The organism is Pseudomonas sp. TE3899, from assembly GCF_056279105.1.
The window spans coordinates 1342805-1359347 of record NZ_JBWBQR010000001.1 but is presented as its reverse complement, the minus strand read 5'-3'; the positions used below and the strand labels follow the sequence as shown (position 1 = coordinate 1359347).

Sequence of the window (16543 nt, the reverse complement as noted above, 5' to 3'; positions counted from 1 at the left end):
CTCATTCAGATCTAATCAGAAGGGACGGCTAATCCATGCACCGATCGTTAACGTTCAGAGCTATCGTCTGTTTGAGTAGCCTGACCCCGGCGACACTGCTCTACGCAGCACCGGACCCTCAGGTCGAAGCATTAAAACAAGAACTCACGGAGTTGAAACAGCGTTATGAAGCACAACAGAACGCGCTGATGGTACTTGAGCAGCGCGTTCGCCAAGTCGAAGCAGCACCTGCGACACCGGCGCCCAAACGCCTGACCAAATCCCCGGCCGAGCCGGTCAAGAGTGGTCAGACGGTGGCCTCCGGTGCGCCAGGCACCACCGGCAGCTCATACGGCCAATCGCTCAAGGATGATTCTGAGCCTGCGCAAAGCGTCTCCAACCTGTATGACGAAGCCAGCGGCTTCTTCGGTGGCGGCAAGTTCAGCCTCGAAACCGGCGTGACCTACACGCACTACGACACGCGGGCATTAACGCTCAACGGCTTCCTGGCACTGGACTCGATTTTTCTCGGCAACATCAACCTCGACCGCATCAAGGCCGACAACTGGACCCTGGACCTGACGGGGCGCTACAACGTGGCACAACGTTGGCAGTTCGACATCAACGTCCCGATTGTTTATCGCGAATCGACGTATTCCTCCGGCGGCGCGGGTGGCGCAGGTCCGGTGACGTCGGACGCAACCGTGACCCGGGACCCGACCATCGGCGATATTAACGTCGGCGTTGCGTACAAGTTTCTGGATGAGTCGGCCAACTGGCCCGACGCGGTCGCGACACTGCGCGTCAAGGCGCCGACCGGCAAGGACCCTTACGGCATCAAGCTGGTCAGTGACCCGACCAACGATAACCTCTCGGTCCCCGAGGACTTGCCTACCGGCAACGGTGTCTGGGCGATCACGCCGGGGATCTCGCTGGTCAAGACCTTCGACCCTGCCGTGCTGTTCGGCACGTTGTCCTACACCTACAACATGCAAGACTCTTTCAGCGACATCAGCCCTCAGGTCGGCTCCAAGGTCAAGGGTGACGTGAAACTGGGTGATTCCTGGCAGGTTGGCGGCGGCATTGCGTTCGCGTTGAACGAGAAGATGAGTATGTCGTTCTCGGTCACCGATCAGTTCGCCCGCAAGAGCAAGATCAAGCCGGACGGTGGCGATTGGCAGTCGATTTCCAACAGCGATTACAACGCAGCCAACTTCAACATCGGCATGACCCTGGCCGCAACGGACAACCTGACGATCGTGCCCAACCTGGCTATAGGCCTGACCGAAGACTCGCCAGACTTTTCCTTCAGCCTGAAATTCCCGTACTACTTCTGATCCCCAACGGCAAAGCCCCGCTGCGACTTCAATCGCAGCGGGGCTTTTTATTGGTGGGCCTTCGAAAGATCGCTCCTACAGGTACGCGCGGATTCCTTGTAGGAGCTGTCGAGTGAAACGAGGCTGCGATCTTTTGATCTTTGCGTCTAACGAATCTGATGCTTGTGCAACAACCGGTAGAACGTAGGCCTGGATATCCCCAAGACCTTGGCGGCGATGCTCAAATTGTCGCTGTGGCGGTTAAGTACGTCGCACAAGGCCTGGCGTTCAGCCCGGGTCTTGTAGTCTTCCAGCGTCCCCATCGGCGCGGCTATGGTTAGCTGGCTGATCAGCCCCAAGTCTCGCGCTTCGATCTGCCGGCCTTCGGCCAATACCAACCCGCGACGCACCCGGTTGGCCAGCTCGCGAACATTGCCCGGCCAGTCATGCTTGCCCATGGCAATCAGCGCATCTTCGCTGAAGCTGCGGGGGCGACGACCGGTTTCATGGCTATAGAAATGCGAAAAGTGGTTAGCCAGCATCGAGAGGTCGCCGTGGCGTTCACGTAGCGGCGCGGTGACTACTTGCAGAACGTTGAGGCGGTAGTACAAATCTTCGCGAAAGCGTTTCTTCTCGATGGCGGCTTCAAGGTCGACGTGGGTCGCCGCCAATACCCGCACATCCACCGGAATCTGCTGGCTGCCGCCGACATGCTCGATGTGTTTTTCCTGGAGAAAGCGCAGCAGATTGGCTTGCAGCTCCAACGGCAGGTCGCCGATTTCATCGAGAAACAGCGTGCCGCCGTTTGCCGCCTCGATCCGCCCGATCTTGCGCTGATGCGCGCCGGTGAAGGCGCCTTTCTCATGACCAAACAGTTCGGACTGGATCAAGTGTTCGGGAATGGCACCGCAGTTGATCGCCACGAAAGGTTTGCTGTGGCGCTGGGATTGTCGGTGCAGGGTGCGGGCGACCAGCTCTTTGCCGGTGCCGCTTTCGCCACGGATCAGTACCGGCGACTCGGTAGGCGCCAGTTTGCTCAGCAGCTTGCGCAGTTCGCGGATCGGCTTACTGTCACCGAGCAGCTCGTGTTCCGGCTGATCGATGTGAATCGTGCCCTGCCCCCGCAGTCGCGCCATGCCGAACGCGCGCCCCAGTGTCACCTGGACCCGGGCCACATCGAACGGCAAGGTGTGGAAGTCGAAAAACCATTCGCACACGAAGTCCCCGACGTTCTGCAAGCGCAGAACTTCCTGATCGAGCACCGCGATCCATTCGGTGCCGCTGCGGCTGATCAGTTCCTTGACGGCTTCGGGACGTTCCAGATGGAACGGCTGCAATCGCAAGAGGCCGACATCGCATGTTCGGTCGGCGGCGTTTTCCAGCGTACAGCTGTCAACATCCCACCCAACAGAACGCAAACCCGGCAAAAGACGATGGCAATCGTCGCAAGGATCAACCACTAACAGACGTCGTAAGGCAGGCGCTTCGATCATGACTGTTCCTTGGCGCCAAATTTAAGGAAATATTATTAAAAACAGTCATTTGGCGGACCTGGCTGTAACATTAGCAAGAATTTGACAGGGCCTTGTATCAATTGCTTATAGGAGTGTTAACTGATTAGTTATAAGAACAGGCTTCGTTAGTTGCCTAACGACTTGAACCTTTCATTCAGCTTTCAATCACTGCCTGAACATTGAGTATATGAAAGAAAGTTGAATTTTCTTTGGATTGTGTGTGACCCGACCCCCTATTGAGGGCATCAGTACAAGTAACCAGCCGAACGGTAAGCCCAACCGACGGCATGTCACTTGATTGGGCATACAGAGAGAAAACCCCATGACCGCCCCGCTCCGTATCAACGAAGCTCTTTTGATTGCCGACCGCGCGTTCAAGCCATTTCAATGCGTGGCCTGGGCCCCACAAGACGGCAACGGCGAACTTAGCCTGAGTGTCATCGACCGTACTAACAATCGCATCGGCCGTGCGCAAATCCCGAGCAGCGCCTATTCCGATCCGGTACAACTTGAACACTTGCTGGAACAAGCGCGCAAAGCGTTGAGCGAAGATGGCTACACGCTGCTGTCGTGGTCCATGCCGCATTAATTATTCCGCCGGATATACATTCCCTGTAGGAGCAAAGCTTGCTCGCGATGGCGCCCTCGAAATAGCCATCGCGAGCAAGCTTGGCTCCTACTGTGCTGTTAGCTCAATATCAACTGGGTCCAAAAGACACTGTTCTGGCACACAGCGACCCTCCGCCTGTTAGTTATGACAGTTGTGCGCTCATGCATTCAGGGATTGAATGTTTCGCACGCGCCGTCACCCGCCCGGTTACCGGGATCGGGTCGATTGGCAAGGAGATGCGTGCATGCCAACCCAGACCGCTTTTGCCCGCCCTGCCACCCTGAATCAAGCCGGGCATCTCGACCCTGATTTTGCCGCGGCGGGCAAAACCCAAGTGTATTTCGCCGGCAGCTCCTCCAGCATGGCCAACGGTATCGCCATCGACGCGGATGGCCGTTTGTTGGTCGCGGCCAAGGTCGGCACCCACGGCGGCAGCCGCTTCGGTCTGGCCCGTCTGCTGGAAAATGGCTCGGCGGACCTGTCCTTCGGCAATCAGGGCAGCCTGATCGGGCAGTTCGCGCTGGGTTTCGAGGCCATGGCCAGCAAAGTCCATGTCCTGCCCTGCGGTTCGATCCTGCTGGCCGGCCTGCATTACGAAAACGCGCATCGCACCTTGCCCGCCCTGGCGCTGTTCAACCCCGATGGTCAACGGGTTCGAGACTTTGGCGACGACGGCCGCCTGGTGGTGCGGCTACCGGGCGACCTGTCCCGAGGCTTGCGTGACGACTGGTTGCCACCTGGTGTGCCGGGCGCCGAAGCCTGTGATATCTGCGTGCAGGAGGACGGGCGGATCCTGCTGCTGGCCAATCATCATTTCGAACTGGCCGATCACGCCGGCCTGCTGATCCGCCTCAACACCGATGGCACACTGGACAACGATTTCAATGGCCGTGGTTTCGTCGTGGTCAGGCATCTGCTGATGAATACCTGGCTCGGCAGCCTGATGGTGCAACGGGACGGACGAATCCTCGCTGGCGGTGCGATCAATTTCCCCGGGGAAGGCTTGCTGGCGCGCTACCACGTCGATGGCACGCTGGATAACAGCTTCGCCGTGGATGGCTTCATGACTTTCCAGGCCCAGGGACGCAGCGCGCTGATCAGCCAGATCGTCCAGCAGGCCAATGGCGACTTGCATTGTTTTGGCAGCAGCCGTGACCCGATGCACTGCCTGTCACTCAAACTGCACAGCAACGGGCGCCCGGATAATCATTGCAATGGCGGCCAGCCGCAGCACCTGGAAATCGGCCACACCGCCAGCCAATGGACCGCCGCCCAGGTTCAGCCCGATGGCAGCGTGCTGGCCGTGGGGGCCACCGTCGGCGGTATCGAAGCCGACTTCATCCTCGCCCGTTATTTGCCCCAAGGGCAGCTGGATCGCAGCTTCGCCAATGGCATCGGCTGGGTGCGCACTCGTCTGGGCCGCAGCCTCGACACCGCCACTTCCCTGGCCGTGCAGGCCAACGGCCGAATCGTCGTCGGCGGTTACTCACTGGACGGCAATTACCGCGCGGTGGTGGCGCGCTACCTCGCCTGACACGCGGCGGCGCTTGATCTTCCCTGCCCCTTGCGGCAAGTTGCGCGCTTCTTAATGCAAGGAGTAGCCGATGTCCGGTTCGATAACCCAGGCGTTCGCGCATAACTTTCTCGGGCACTCTCCCCGCTGGTACAAAGCAAGCATTGTCGGTTTTCTGATACTGAACGCCCTGGTGTTGTGGACGGTCGGGCCGATAGCGGCCGGATGGCTGCTGGTCCTGGAGTTCATCTTCACCCTGGCCATGGCACTCAAGTGTTATCCGCTGATGCCCGGCGGCTTGCTGTTGATCGAAGCGCTGCTGCTGAAGATGACCACGCCCCAGGCGCTGTATGACGAGCTGGTGCACAACTTCCCGGTGATCCTGCTGCTGATGTTCATGGTGGCCGGCATCTATTTCATGAAAGACCTGCTGCTGTTTCTGTTCTCGCGCCTGTTGCTCGGGGTTCGCTCCAAGGCGCTGCTGGCGTTGCTGTTTTGTTTTCTGTCGGCCTTCCTCTCGGCGTTTCTCGATGCCTTGACTGTCACGGCGGTGATCATCAGCGCGGCCGTGGGGTTTTACTCGGTGTATCACCGCGTCGCCTCGGGCAATGATCCGCGCCAGGACAGCGCCTTCAGCGACGATCAGCACCTGCCGACACTGCATCACCAAGACCTCGAGCAGTTCCGCGCGTTCCTGCGCAGCCTGTTGATGCATGGCGCCGTGGGTACCGCGCTGGGCGGCGTATGTACGCTGGTCGGTGAGCCGCAGAACCTGTTGATCGGGCACGAGATGGGTTGGCATTTCGCCGAGTTCTTCCTCAAGGTCGCCCCGGTTTCTCTGCCGGTGCTGGCCGCCGGCCTGGTGACCTGCGTGCTGCTGGAGAAGCTGCGCTGGTTCGGTTACGGCACCTTGCTGCCGGACAACGTGCGCGCGGTGCTGGCCAACTACGCCGCCGAAGACAACGCCGAACGCACCTCGCGCCAGCGCGCGGCGCTGCTGGTACAGGGCGCGGCGGCGTTGATCCTGATTGCCGGGCTGGCGTTTCATATCGCCGAAGTCGGGCTGATCGGTTTGATGGTGATCGTGTTGATCACCGCGTTCACCGGCATCACCGACGAACACCGCATCGGCAACGCCTTTAAAGACGCTATGCCGTTTACCGCGCTGCTGGTGGTGTTCTTCGCCGTGGTCGCGGTGATTCATGACCAGCAACTGTTCACGCCATTGATCCAGTGGGTGCTGGCCCTGCCGGCGGATCAACAGCCGGGCATGCTGTTTATCGCCAATGGCCTGTTGTCGGCGATCAGCGATAACGTGTTTGTCGCAACGATCTACATCACTGAAGTGAAACAGGCATTCATCTCCGGCCATATGAGCCGCGAGCATTTCGAGACGCTGGCGATTGCGATCAACACCGGGACCAATCTGCCCAGCGTCGCGACGCCCAATGGCCAGGCGGCGTTTCTGTTTCTGCTGACGTCGGCGATTGCACCGCTGATTCGGTTGTCTTACGGGCGGATGGTGTGGATGGCGTTGCCATATACGGTGGTGATGGGGGTTTTGGGGTGGTATGCGGTGAGTTTCTGGCTGTAACACCACGGTGATCGTTCCCACGCGCTGCGTGGGAATGCCTCAAGGGACGCTCCGCGTTCCAATGGGACGCGGAGCGTCCCGGGCTGCATTCCCACGCAGAGCGTGGGAACGATCATTACGCGGGACGGAGAATGTATTGCTCGATGGCTTGGGCCGCGCCATCTTCTGTGTTGGCGCCGGTCACCACATCGGCCTGGCGTTTCACCGCCTCTTCCGCCTGGCCCATGGCAATCGACAACCCGGCACGATGGAACATCGCCGGGTCATTGCCGCCGTCGCCCAGTGCCGCAGTCTGCTCCAGCGGCACGCCGAGGAACCCGGCCAGTGTCGCCAGCGCATCCCCTTTGTTGGCTTGCATCGCCGTCACGTCGAGGTAAATCGGCTGTGAGCGGGAGACTTGCGCCTGGCCTTCCACTTTCGGCAGCAGAAGCGCTTCCAGCTCGATCAACAAGTCCGTGTTGTTGCTGGTGGCGACGATCTTGTCGATCCGCTCCAGGTACGGCTCAAAACTCTCGACCACCACCGGCGGATAACCCAGACCGTGCTGTTCTCGAGGAACCATCGGACCGTGCGGGTCTTTCAACAGCCAATCACCACCGCTGAACACCCAGATTTCGATGTCCGGCCGGTCGGCAAACAGTGCCAGCGCGGTCAGTGCGGCCGTCGCCGGCAAGTAATGGGCAACCAGCAAACTGCCGTCCGGATTGACGATGGTGCCGCCATTGAACGCCGCGGTCGGCAGATCAACGCCCAGGGCTTCGATCTGCTGCAGCATGGCTTTCGGCGGACGGCCGGTGGCCAGGCTGAACAGCACGCCGGCCTCGCGCAGTGCGCGGACCGCGTCGATGGTGCGCTGGCTCAGGCTGTGATCGGGCAGCAGCAAGGTGCCGTCCATGTCGCTGAGCAGAAAACGGATGGGTTGTTGCGTAGCGTCACTCATCCGAGGCTGTGCCAGACGCGACCATCGCGGGCCAGCAGGTCCTCGGCGGCTTGTGGGCCGTCTTCACCGGCCGGGTAGCTCTGCACGCTCGCATCCTGCTGCCAGGCGTCGAGGAACGGCTGCACGGCGCGCCAGCCGTTCTCGATGTTGTCAGCGCGCTGGAACAGCGTCTGATCGCCTGTCAGGCAATCGTAGATCAGGGTTTCGTAGCCAGTGGACGGTTGCATCTCGAAGAAGTCCTTGTAGGCGAACCCCAACTCGATGTTGGCCATTTTCAACGCCGGCCCCGGCCGCTTGGCCAGCAGGTCGAACCACATGCCTTCGTTGGGCTGGATCTGGATCCGCAGGTAGGTCGGCTGCAACTCGTCGACCTCGGTATCGCGAAACTGCGCGTACGGCGCCGGCTTGAAGCAGATGACGATCTCGGTGTCGCGCACGCTCATGCGCTTGCCGGTGCGCAGGTAGAACGGCACGCCGACCCAGCGCCAGTTGTCGATCATCACTTTCAGCGCGACGTAGGTTTCGGTGTTGCTGTCAGGCGCGACGTTGCCTTCCTGGCGGTAACCGGCCAGTGGCTTGCCATCGACTTCGCCGGCAGCGTATTGCCCACGTACCGAGTTGGCCCGCGCATCTTCGACGGACCAGGGGCGGATCGCACCGACCACCTTGGCCTTCTCACCGCGCACCGCATCGGCGCCAAACGCGGCCGGCGGTTCCATGGCGACCATCGCCAGCAACTGGAACAGGTGATTGGGCACCATGTCCCGCAGGGCGCCGGTGTGTTCGTAAAAACTGCCACGGGTTTCCACGCCAACGGTTTCGGCGGCGGTGATTTGCACGTGGTCGATGTAATGGTTGTTCCAGAACGCTTCGAACAGGCTGTTGGAGAACCGGCTGACCAGAATGTTCTGCACGGTTTCCTTGCCCAGGTAGTGGTCGATCCGGTAGATCTGCTTTTCCGACATGACCTTGAGCAAGCACGCGTTCAAGGCTTCGGCGGTTTGCAGGTCGGAGCCGAACGGTTTTTCGATCACCACCCTTCTGAAGCCTTCGGGCGTCTCTTCCAGCAAACCGGCGCTGCCGAGGCGGCGCACCACTTCACTGAAGAAACGCGGCGCGGTGGCCAGGTAGAACACCGCATTGCCCGTGCCGCTGTCGGCGATTTTCGCCGCCAGCGCTTGATAAGTGCTGTCGTCCAGGAAGTCGCCCTGGACGTAGCTGATGCCTTTGGCGAGCTTGGCCCACAAGGTCGGGTCAAGGGCTTCATCGCCCTTGCCGACCTTGGCGGCCGCTTCGGTGCGAATGAAGTCTTCGAGCTTTTGCGCGAAGGCTTCATCGCTGATGGCGTTGTGGTCAACGCCGATGATCCGCAGTCCATCGCCCAGCAGGCCATCGCGACTGAGGTTGTACAGGGCCGGCATCAACAGACGCTTGACCAGGTCACCATGGGCACCGAACAGGAACAGCGTGGTCGGTGGTGCGGGTTCTGCCTTGGATTTCCTGCGGATCGTGTTGGTCATTTTTTCGGAGTCTCCACATGGCCGCCGAAGCCGAAACGCTGGGCCGAGAGGATTTTGTCGCCAAAGGTGCCCTGGCCGCGCGAGCGGTAGCGCGAGAACAGCGAGTTCGACAGCACCGGTACCGGCACCGCTTGTTCCATGGCAGCTTCGATGGTCCAGCGACCTTCACCGCTGTCGGCCACTTCGCCCGAATAGCCGTCAAGCTTCGGATCGCTGGCCAAGGCGTCGGCGGTCAGGTCGAGCAACCACGAGGACACCACGCTGCCACGACGCCAGACTTCGGCGATGTCGGCCACATTCAGGTCGAAACGCTGATCTTGCGGCAGGATCTCGCTGGATTTGGTCTTGAGAATGTCGAAGCCTTCGGCGAAGGCCTGCATCATTCCGTATTCGATGCCGTTGTGGATCATCTTCACGAAGTGACCCGAACCTGCAGGGCCGGCATGGATGTAGCCGCGTTCGGCACGATCGTCTTCGGACTTGCGGTCCTTGGTGCGCGGGATGTCACCCAGGCCCGGCGCCAGACTTTCGAACAGCGGATCGAGGCGCGTGACGGTCTCGGCGTCGCCGCCGATCATCATGCAGTAGCCGCGCTCCAGGCCCCAGACGCCGCCGGAGGTGCCGACGTCGATGTAGTGCAGGCCTTTCTCCGCCAGGGTTTTCGCCCGGCGAATGTCATCTTTATAGAACGTGTTGCCGCCGTCGATGATGGTGTCACCGGCTTCGAGCAGGTTGCTCAGGGTGTCGATGGTGTCTTCGGTCGGTGCGCCGGCCGGCAACATGACCCAGACCGCGCGCGGCTTGGCCAGGCCGGCGACCAGTGCAGGCAGGTCGGCAACGCCGGTGGAGCCTTCTTTTGCCAGGTTCTCGACGAAGGCGGTATTGCGGTCGTAAACAACGGTGGTATGCCCGTTGAGCATCAGGCGCCGCGCAATATTCCCGCCCATGCGGCCCAGTCCAATAATCCCGAGTTGCATGTGCTGATGCTCCTTACTACAAATAATGTGTGTCAAAGGTTATAGCCCAACGCGACTAATGTGGGTTAGTCCAGAGCGCCGGGATGAAGTTTCCGGGCATTGTGCCCGATCCTGATTGATAACGTCGGGAATCGTGCTGAAGACACACCGACCATTAAAAATAAAAAAGTTCCATTCACAGGCAAAAGAAATCAAAATCGGCGCCGATAGTGAGGGTGTCGCTCGCAAGAACGACACAACCACAGTTGAAGCAGGCCATTTGCGAGGTGAGCAATGGACACAATCGTTACCGCACGTCCCCCACAAACTCTCTACGTCACGATCCGTCGTGATGAATTGCGCCAATTGAAAGACGAGCGTGACACCTTGAAACACCAGGTGGCCCAGCTCCGGCAATTGTTGCAGCAACAGGCTCAGCTGTCCGGGCAAGCGATGCCCGCGTTGAACGCCTGATTTCCGGCAACACCTCTGCCTTGTGGCGAGGGGGCTTGCCCCCGTTGGGGCGCGAAGCGGCCCCCTCTTTCCCGGTATCGCCAATAAAGCTAAGGACTGCTGCGCAGTCCGACGGGGGCGAGCCCCCACGCCACAGCAAGCCCCCTCGCCACATAAATCTTCTCCTGATCAGTAAATAGCGACCTGTTACCTGTCGTGCACCTGAACAAAACTCACAAAGTTTTCACATCTGCCTAGCGATACTTCGCGTCCTTGTGGCTGTTCGGTTCTCGGACAGTGGTGTCTCGTGGGTTTCGTTTGATGACGCCGGTGGCTTGCTGATGCCGGTGGGAGTTCTGAATGGCAGTGTTCAAACGCAGCAAAACGTCTGCGACAGGTTTCGATTGGGCCGGGTTCCTCTGGCTATTTGTGTTCTTCTGGTATTTTTCCGGCATTACGCAGTTGCTGATCCAGTTGACGGGCACCTCCGGCTTCACCGGTTTTCGCCAGGCCTTCGTGATGAGCGCCGTGTGGCTCGCACCGATGCTGCTGTTCCCCAAACGTACCCGCCTGCTGGCCGCGCTGATCGGCGTCGTGCTGTGGGCCTGCTCGATGGCCAGCCTGGGCTACTTCTTCATCTATCAGCAGGAATTTTCCCAGAGCGTCATCTTCATCATGTTCGAGTCGAACATCTCTGAAGCCGGCGAGTACATGACCCAGTACTTTGCCTGGTGGATGGTGTTCGCGTTCCTCGCCCACACGGCGTTCGCCTACTTCCTCTGGACCCGCCTGCGCCCGGTGTACATGCCCCGTGGCCGCGCGCTGGTCGCCGCGACCGCGATTCTGGTGGCCGTGGTCGGTTATCCGCTGATCAAGCAAACCGCGCGTACCGGCAGTTTTGCCGGCGGTTTCGAGAAGTTCGAAACCCGCATCGAGCCGGCAGTGCCTTGGCAGATGGCCGTGGCGTATCACCGATACCTCGACACCCTGGCCGGCATGCAAGACATGCTCGACAGTGCAAGCAAGATCGCGCCGCTGAAAAACCTCAAGAACACCATGGCCGACCAGCCGTCGACCCTGGTGCTGGTGATCGGCGAGTCCACCAACCGTCAGCGCATGAGCCTGTACGGTTACAACCGGGACACTACCCCGGAGCTGGACAAGCTCAAGGATCAACTGGCGATCTTCAATAACGTCATCACCCCGCGCCCCTACACCATCGAGGCGTTGCAGCAGGTACTGACCTTCGCCGACGAAGAAAACCCGGACCTGTACCTCTCGACGCCGTCGCTGGTCAGCATGATGAAACAGGCGGGCTACAAGACCTTCTGGATCACCAACCAGCAGACCATGACCAAGCGCAACACCATGCTCACCACGTTCTCCGAACAGGCCGACGAGCAGGTGTACCTGAACAACAACCGCAACCAGAACGCCGCCCAGTACGATGGCGACGTGATCGAGCCGTTCAACAAGGCTCTGACGGATCCGGCGGCGCACAAGTTGATCGTTGTGCATTTGCTCGGCACGCACATGAGCTACCAGTACCGCTACCCGCCAACCTTCGACAAGTTCAAGGACCGCGCCGGGGTTCCGGCCGGTGTACACGATGCCGAAGTGCCGACCTACAACAGCTATGACAACGCGGTGCTGTACAACGACTTCGTGGTGTCGAGCCTGATCAAGGATTACGCCAAGGCAGACCCTAACGGCTTCCTGATGTACCTCTCCGACCACGGCGAAGACGTGTTCGACTCGCCGGGCCACAGCACCCTGGGTCGTAACGAGAACAAGCCGACGGCGCCGATGTACACCATTCCGTTCATGGCCTGGGCTTCGCCGAAATGGCGTGAAACCCACGACTGGAATTTTGCCGCCGACCTGAGCCGCCCTTACAGCAGCTCGCAGTTGATCCACACCTGGGCCGACCTGGCCGGGCTGAGCTTCGATGAACTGGACCGCAGCAAAAGCCTGGTCAGCGACAGCTTCAAGCCACGGCCGCTGTTGATCGGCAACCCGTATGAACGCCAGGAACGTCCGCTGATCGATTTCAGCTTGATGAAGCCAAAGGCTGCGGTTGTCGAAGAACCGGCCGTGGTCAAGCAATAACCCGCAACCTCCTGTAGGAGCGAAGCTTGCTCGCGAAGACGTCAGCACATTCACTACGGATGCTGCCTGGCACACCGCTTTCGCGAGCAAGCTTCGCTCCTACAGCCCTCCTTCCGATGATAATTATTCTCGTTTATCGCTAAATCTCCCCGCCCTCCTTCGTCTTTGAACAAACGGAATTTTTCCCTCGAAGACAAGGAGTCGGCTGCGATGTTCGCGCCTATTACCCGTTCCATGACCTTGACCCTCGGCCTGTGCAGCGCAGCCCTGAGCCCCGATCTGCTGGCCGAAACCGAGCCCGACAAGGACCCGGCCGCCAGCACCCTGGAGCTCACCGCCACCAACATCACCGCCGAAGGCCTGGGCACCACCACCGAACACACCGAGTCCTACACCACCGGCGCCATGAGCACCGCGACCCGCCTGAACCTGTCAATCAAGGACACCCCGCAATCGGTGTCCGTAGTCACTCGCCAGCAAATGGACGACTTCAAGCTCGGCACCCTTTCCGAAGCCATGAGCCAGACCACCGGCGTGGTGGTCCAGCACAATGACTCGGACCGGGTCAGCTATTCGTCCCGTGGCTATGAGATCAACAACTTCCAGATTGACGGGATGCTCAATACCTTCGGGCGGATGAAGTCCGACTCAGACACCATCATCTACGACCGCATCGAAGTGGTTCGCGGCGCCACCGGGTTGACCACCGGCGCCGGCGACCCGTCAGCCACCATCAACATGGTGCGCAAGCGCCCGACCGCGCAATGGCAAGCCCAGACCGGCGTCAGTGGCGGCAGCTACGACGATTACTACAGTTACGTGGACGTTGGCGGTCCGTTGGCGTTCGACGGACGTTTGCGCGGGCGCAGCGTGCTGGCCTACCGCGACAGCCAATCGTTGCGCGATCACTACCAGATGCAACGGGAAGTCGGCTACGGCGTGCTCGAAGCCGATCTCACCGACGACACTGTGCTGGCGGTGGGTTACGACTATCAGGACAAGCAGGTTCAGGGCACGTCATGGGGCACCGTGCCGTACTGGAATTCGTCGGGGGGCAAGGCCAACCTCGGGCGCTCGACCAACATGGCGACGTCGTGGAGTTCCTGGCCACTGAAAGACAAGACCGCTTTTGCCAACCTTGACCAGCAACTGGCCGGCGGCTGGCATCTCAAAGCGGCCTACACCCACCGTGAGAGCGATACCGACGGCAAGGTCTACTACGGCGGTGGCGGCTTCCCGAATGACGATCGAAGTGGCATGAGCGCCTACCGTGGCCACATGGTCGGCACGCAGAAAATGAAAACCTATGACTTTAACGTGGCGGGCCCCTACGCGCTGTTCGGGCGCGAGCATGAGCTGATGTTCGGCTACGGCGAAGCCGAGCGCAGTGCCGAGTCGCCGTACGCCGTGGCGGGCGCCGTACCCGCCGGCTACGACAACATTGCCGACTGGAAATACATGGGCGGTATCGCCAAGTTTCCCGACACCGTGACCAGCCTCAATGGCTCCTCGGACAACACCCGTCAGAAGGCCGGCTACCTGGCCACCCGCCTCAACCTGACCGACCGCTTTCACGCGGTGCTCGGCAGTCGTTACGGCAGCTGGAAAGCCTCGGAAAACAGCAAGACCTACGATGACAACCTGCAATTGACGGGCGTGGAGACCACTTCGCAGCAACACAGCGATATCTGGACGCCCTACGCCGGGTTGCTCTACGACCTGACGCCCGAGTACACCGTTTACGTCAGCTACACCGACATCTTCAAACCCCAGGACAATCGCGACGCCAATCGCAAATACCTGGAACCGGTGGTCGGCAGCAACTATGAACTGGGGCTCAAGGGCAGTCTGCTGGATGAACGCCTGAACGTCGCCACGGCGGTGTTCTGGAGCAAGCAGGACAACGTCGCCGAAGTGGACGATTCAGTGCCGCCGAACCCGGTGACGGGTGAAGAATTCTACAAATCCGGGGGCAAGGGGCAGAAGGTCCAGGGCTTCGAAGTCGAAGTGTCCGGCGAAGTCATGACCGACTGGAACATGACCGCCGGCTACACCTACACCCACGCGGCCAACGGTGAAAAGCAGCGGGCGAACACCAATGAACCGCTGAACATGTTGCGCCTGTCCACCGCGTACCGCTTGCCCGGCGACTGGCATGCGCTGACCGTCGGCGGCGCGCTGAATTGGCAGAGTGATATCTGGGGCAACTCCAATCGCCCGGTCGGGCGCAATGCCGAGGGTGGCCTGATCACTGAACGCACGAAGATCCGCCAGGAGGCCTACAGCGTGGTCAAGTTGATGTCGCGTTACGAGTTCGACAAGCACCTCTCAGCCTCGCTGAACGTCGATAATCTGTTCGACAAAAAGTATTACGACAACGTCGGTTTTTATAACGGTGTGTTCTGGGGCGACCCGCGCACCGTGACGCTCAGCCTGGACTGGAAACTCTGAGCCTGACTTGGCCTCTGCTGTGGGAGCGCCTTGGCTCCCACGTTTTGCTCGGTGTTAACCCCGATTTAATGAGCTCTGCCAATACTGCGCCCACGCCCTTGAATCACGGATGAAAGGCCCCGTCATTCTTAGTGGGAGATCCATCATGAAACGAGTCAGCCTGATCCTCGCCGGCCTACTCATCGTCGGCTCCAGCAGCGTGTTTGCCGAAGGCGGTGCGCAGCGGATGAAGCATCACTGGGACAACTTCCCGGTTCCCTCCGCGCAAACCCCGACCGATCATCGCCCAAACGGCGAGCTTCGGGTTCCGGATGATCAAACCGCACAAGTGACCGAATCCTACAGAACCTGAACCGATGGACCTCTGGCGACCTGCTCCGTCGCCAGAGCTGACACTTGGGCGTCCTGCTGGACGCCCTTTTTTATGCCCGGGATTTACAGCGACTTGATCCAGAACAGCATGCGGCCATGGGCCGGGTCGAACATGCCAGCGGCAAAGCCGAACTTGGCGTAGGACGCCTGAGCCACGGCGTTGCCTTCCAGGACTTCGAGGGTGATCTTGCAGCAACCGCGCTGGCGGGCGATTTCTTCGACCTTTTGCAACATCTTCTGGCTCAGGCCCAAACCACGAAACTTCGCCACCACCGCCACGTCGTGCACGTTGACCAGAGGTCGGCAGGCAAAGGTCGAAAACCCTTCAAAGCAATTGACCAGCCCCGCCGGTTCACCGCCGACGAAGGCAAGCACGCTGAATGCATAAGGACGCTTGGCCAGTTCCGCCGGCAGTTGCTGCAGGACATCGGCTGAAAGCGGCTTGCCGCCGCCCATCGGGTCTTCGGCGTAGTGGTTCAACACCAGGCAAATGGCCTCGGCGTGTACCGGGTTGGTGTAGCTGGCCTGGAGTACAAGTATTTCTGCGGATTCCATTTCCACCCTCGATCGCATACATCAAATTGGCCAAGGACATTAGCGTGACGGCGGCGTGGCGACAACCGGATCTTAGTGACCCCAAATCAATTCTTCGGTCCAACCCAGCTCGGCAAAATCCCCTGCCCGCAACCCCGCCTCCCCGGCACAGAAAAACTCATCCAGTTGCGGCGGTTCCACCGACGTGCCACTGAGCATCCCATGCACCTGCCCGCGATGATGAATCTGGTGTTCGAACACATGCGAGAGCATACGCAGGCGGCTGTCGTGTTGCGGCGTGTCCCGGGCGATGGTCACGAGTCGCCCGAGGTCGGCGTCGCGCAATTGCTCGCAATAGGCAATTAGCCGGCGGTCTACCTGGGCTTGCTCGCGCTGGAGATCGGCAGCGGCCGTGAAGGGTTGCTCGTCGTTGAAAAAAACGTAGCAATCGGGATGCGGCACATCACCGCGCAGTTCGCGCTCCAGGGCATCCACATAGAACCAGTCGCAGGTCAGGATATGGTTGAGGGTGGCGCAAATGCTGGGGAAGAAACTGACCCGCGTGGCCGTCAATTCCGCCGAGCTCAACTGACCCCAGGCCTTGGCCAGTCGGTGGTTGGCCCAGGCGTTCTGGTAGGCCATGGTCAGTAAATGGTGAGACAGGGGTTGAGTCATCGTCGCG

The 16543-nt window shown here is 60.2% G+C and carries 14 protein-coding genes; 8 read left to right on the top strand and 6 right to left on the bottom strand.

Translation table 11 applies throughout. From position 1 onward, the window contains the following. Nucleotides 1-35 precede the first annotated feature (35 nt). Nucleotides 36-1316 (top strand): coiled-coil domain-containing protein, encoded by a 1281-nt coding sequence (locus ACZ89E_RS06170; RefSeq protein ID WP_149661601.1) that lies wholly within the window; start codon nucleotides 36-38, stop codon nucleotides 1314-1316. Nucleotides 1317-1462: 146 nt separating this feature from the next. Here the strand turns inward: ACZ89E_RS06170 and ACZ89E_RS06165 are convergent, their stop codons facing one another. After that, a complete protein-coding gene (locus ACZ89E_RS06165) occupies nucleotides 1463-2788 on the bottom strand; it encodes a sigma-54 dependent transcriptional regulator (protein WP_149661600.1) in 1326 nt (441 codons plus the stop codon). Nucleotides 2789-3131: 343 nt separating this feature from the next. Here ACZ89E_RS06165 and ACZ89E_RS06160 point away from each other — a divergent pair, with 343 nt between their 5' ends. The 3 genes from ACZ89E_RS06160 (at nucleotide 3132) to nhaB (ending at nucleotide 6526) form a co-directional block, all read left to right on the top strand. After that, nucleotides 3132-3398 (top strand): hypothetical protein, encoded by a 267-nt coding sequence (locus ACZ89E_RS06160; RefSeq protein WP_476255120.1) that lies wholly within the window; start codon nucleotides 3132-3134, stop codon nucleotides 3396-3398. Nucleotides 3399-3663: 265 nt separating this feature from the next. Beyond that, nucleotides 3664-4953: an NHL repeat-containing protein gene (locus ACZ89E_RS06155; RefSeq protein ID WP_463257475.1), complete on the top strand. Its 1290-nt coding sequence runs from the start codon at nucleotides 3664-3666 to the stop codon at nucleotides 4951-4953. 70 nt (nucleotides 4954-5023) lie between these two features. Then, on the top strand, nucleotides 5024-6526 hold the full coding sequence (nhaB, locus tag ACZ89E_RS06150) for a sodium/proton antiporter NhaB (RefSeq protein ID WP_476255119.1): 1503 nt from the start codon (nucleotides 5024-5026) through the stop codon (nucleotides 6524-6526). A gap of 115 nt (nucleotides 6527-6641) precedes the next feature. Here nhaB and ACZ89E_RS06145 read toward each other — a convergent pair whose 3' ends face one another. From ACZ89E_RS06145 to gnd, 3 genes are read right to left on the bottom strand one after another with little or no spacing between them, the layout of a single operon-like run. After that, the gene (locus tag ACZ89E_RS06145) at nucleotides 6642-7466 is read right to left on the bottom strand and encodes an HAD family hydrolase (protein ID WP_463257477.1); all 825 of its coding nucleotides are present in this window, start codon (nucleotides 7464-7466) and stop codon (nucleotides 6642-6644) included. Further along, nucleotides 7463-8986: a glucose-6-phosphate dehydrogenase gene (gene zwf / locus ACZ89E_RS06140; RefSeq protein ID WP_463257478.1), complete on the bottom strand. Its 1524-nt coding sequence runs from the start codon at nucleotides 8984-8986 to the stop codon at nucleotides 7463-7465. The genes ACZ89E_RS06145 and zwf overlap by 4 nt, the downstream gene beginning before the upstream one ends. Next, a complete protein-coding gene (gnd, locus tag ACZ89E_RS06135) occupies nucleotides 8983-9963 on the bottom strand; it encodes a phosphogluconate dehydrogenase (NAD(+)-dependent, decarboxylating) (protein ID WP_149661594.1) in 981 nt (326 codons plus the stop codon). The genes zwf and gnd overlap by 4 nt, the downstream gene beginning before the upstream one ends. A 273-nt stretch (nucleotides 9964-10236) precedes the next feature. Between gnd and ACZ89E_RS06130 the strand changes: the two genes are divergently transcribed. The 4 genes from ACZ89E_RS06130 to ACZ89E_RS06115 all read left to right on the top strand — a co-directional run bounded on the left by ACZ89E_RS06130 (nucleotide 10237) and on the right by ACZ89E_RS06115 (nucleotide 15307). Continuing rightward, nucleotides 10237-10416: a DUF6026 family protein gene (locus ACZ89E_RS06130; protein ID WP_133839677.1), complete on the top strand. Its 180-nt coding sequence runs from the start codon at nucleotides 10237-10239 to the stop codon at nucleotides 10414-10416. Nucleotides 10417-10755: 339 nt separating this feature from the next. Then, entirely contained in the window at nucleotides 10756-12504 is a 1749-nt protein-coding gene (locus tag ACZ89E_RS06125) for a phosphoethanolamine transferase CptA (protein ID WP_149661593.1), read from the top strand. Between the two features lie 210 nt (nucleotides 12505-12714). After that, nucleotides 12715-14955 (top strand): TonB-dependent siderophore receptor, encoded by a 2241-nt coding sequence (locus tag ACZ89E_RS06120; RefSeq protein WP_476255118.1) that lies wholly within the window; start codon nucleotides 12715-12717, stop codon nucleotides 14953-14955. A gap of 145 nt (nucleotides 14956-15100) precedes the next feature. Continuing rightward, a complete protein-coding gene (locus ACZ89E_RS06115) occupies nucleotides 15101-15307 on the top strand; it encodes a hypothetical protein (RefSeq protein WP_463257483.1) in 207 nt (68 codons plus the stop codon). Nucleotides 15308-15390: 83 nt separating this feature from the next. Here the strand turns inward: ACZ89E_RS06115 and ACZ89E_RS06110 are convergent, their stop codons facing one another. Then, nucleotides 15391-15882, bottom strand: a complete 492-nt coding sequence (locus ACZ89E_RS06110; RefSeq protein WP_149661590.1) for a GNAT family N-acetyltransferase — start codon at nucleotides 15880-15882, stop codon at nucleotides 15391-15393. A 72-nt stretch (nucleotides 15883-15954) separates the two neighbouring features. Continuing rightward, nucleotides 15955-16536 carry a DinB family protein gene (locus ACZ89E_RS06105; protein ID WP_149661589.1) on the bottom strand — a complete coding sequence of 194 codons (582 nt, stop codon included), beginning with the start codon at nucleotides 16534-16536 and terminating at the stop codon, nucleotides 15955-15957. Nucleotides 16537-16543: the final 7 nt, after the last annotated feature.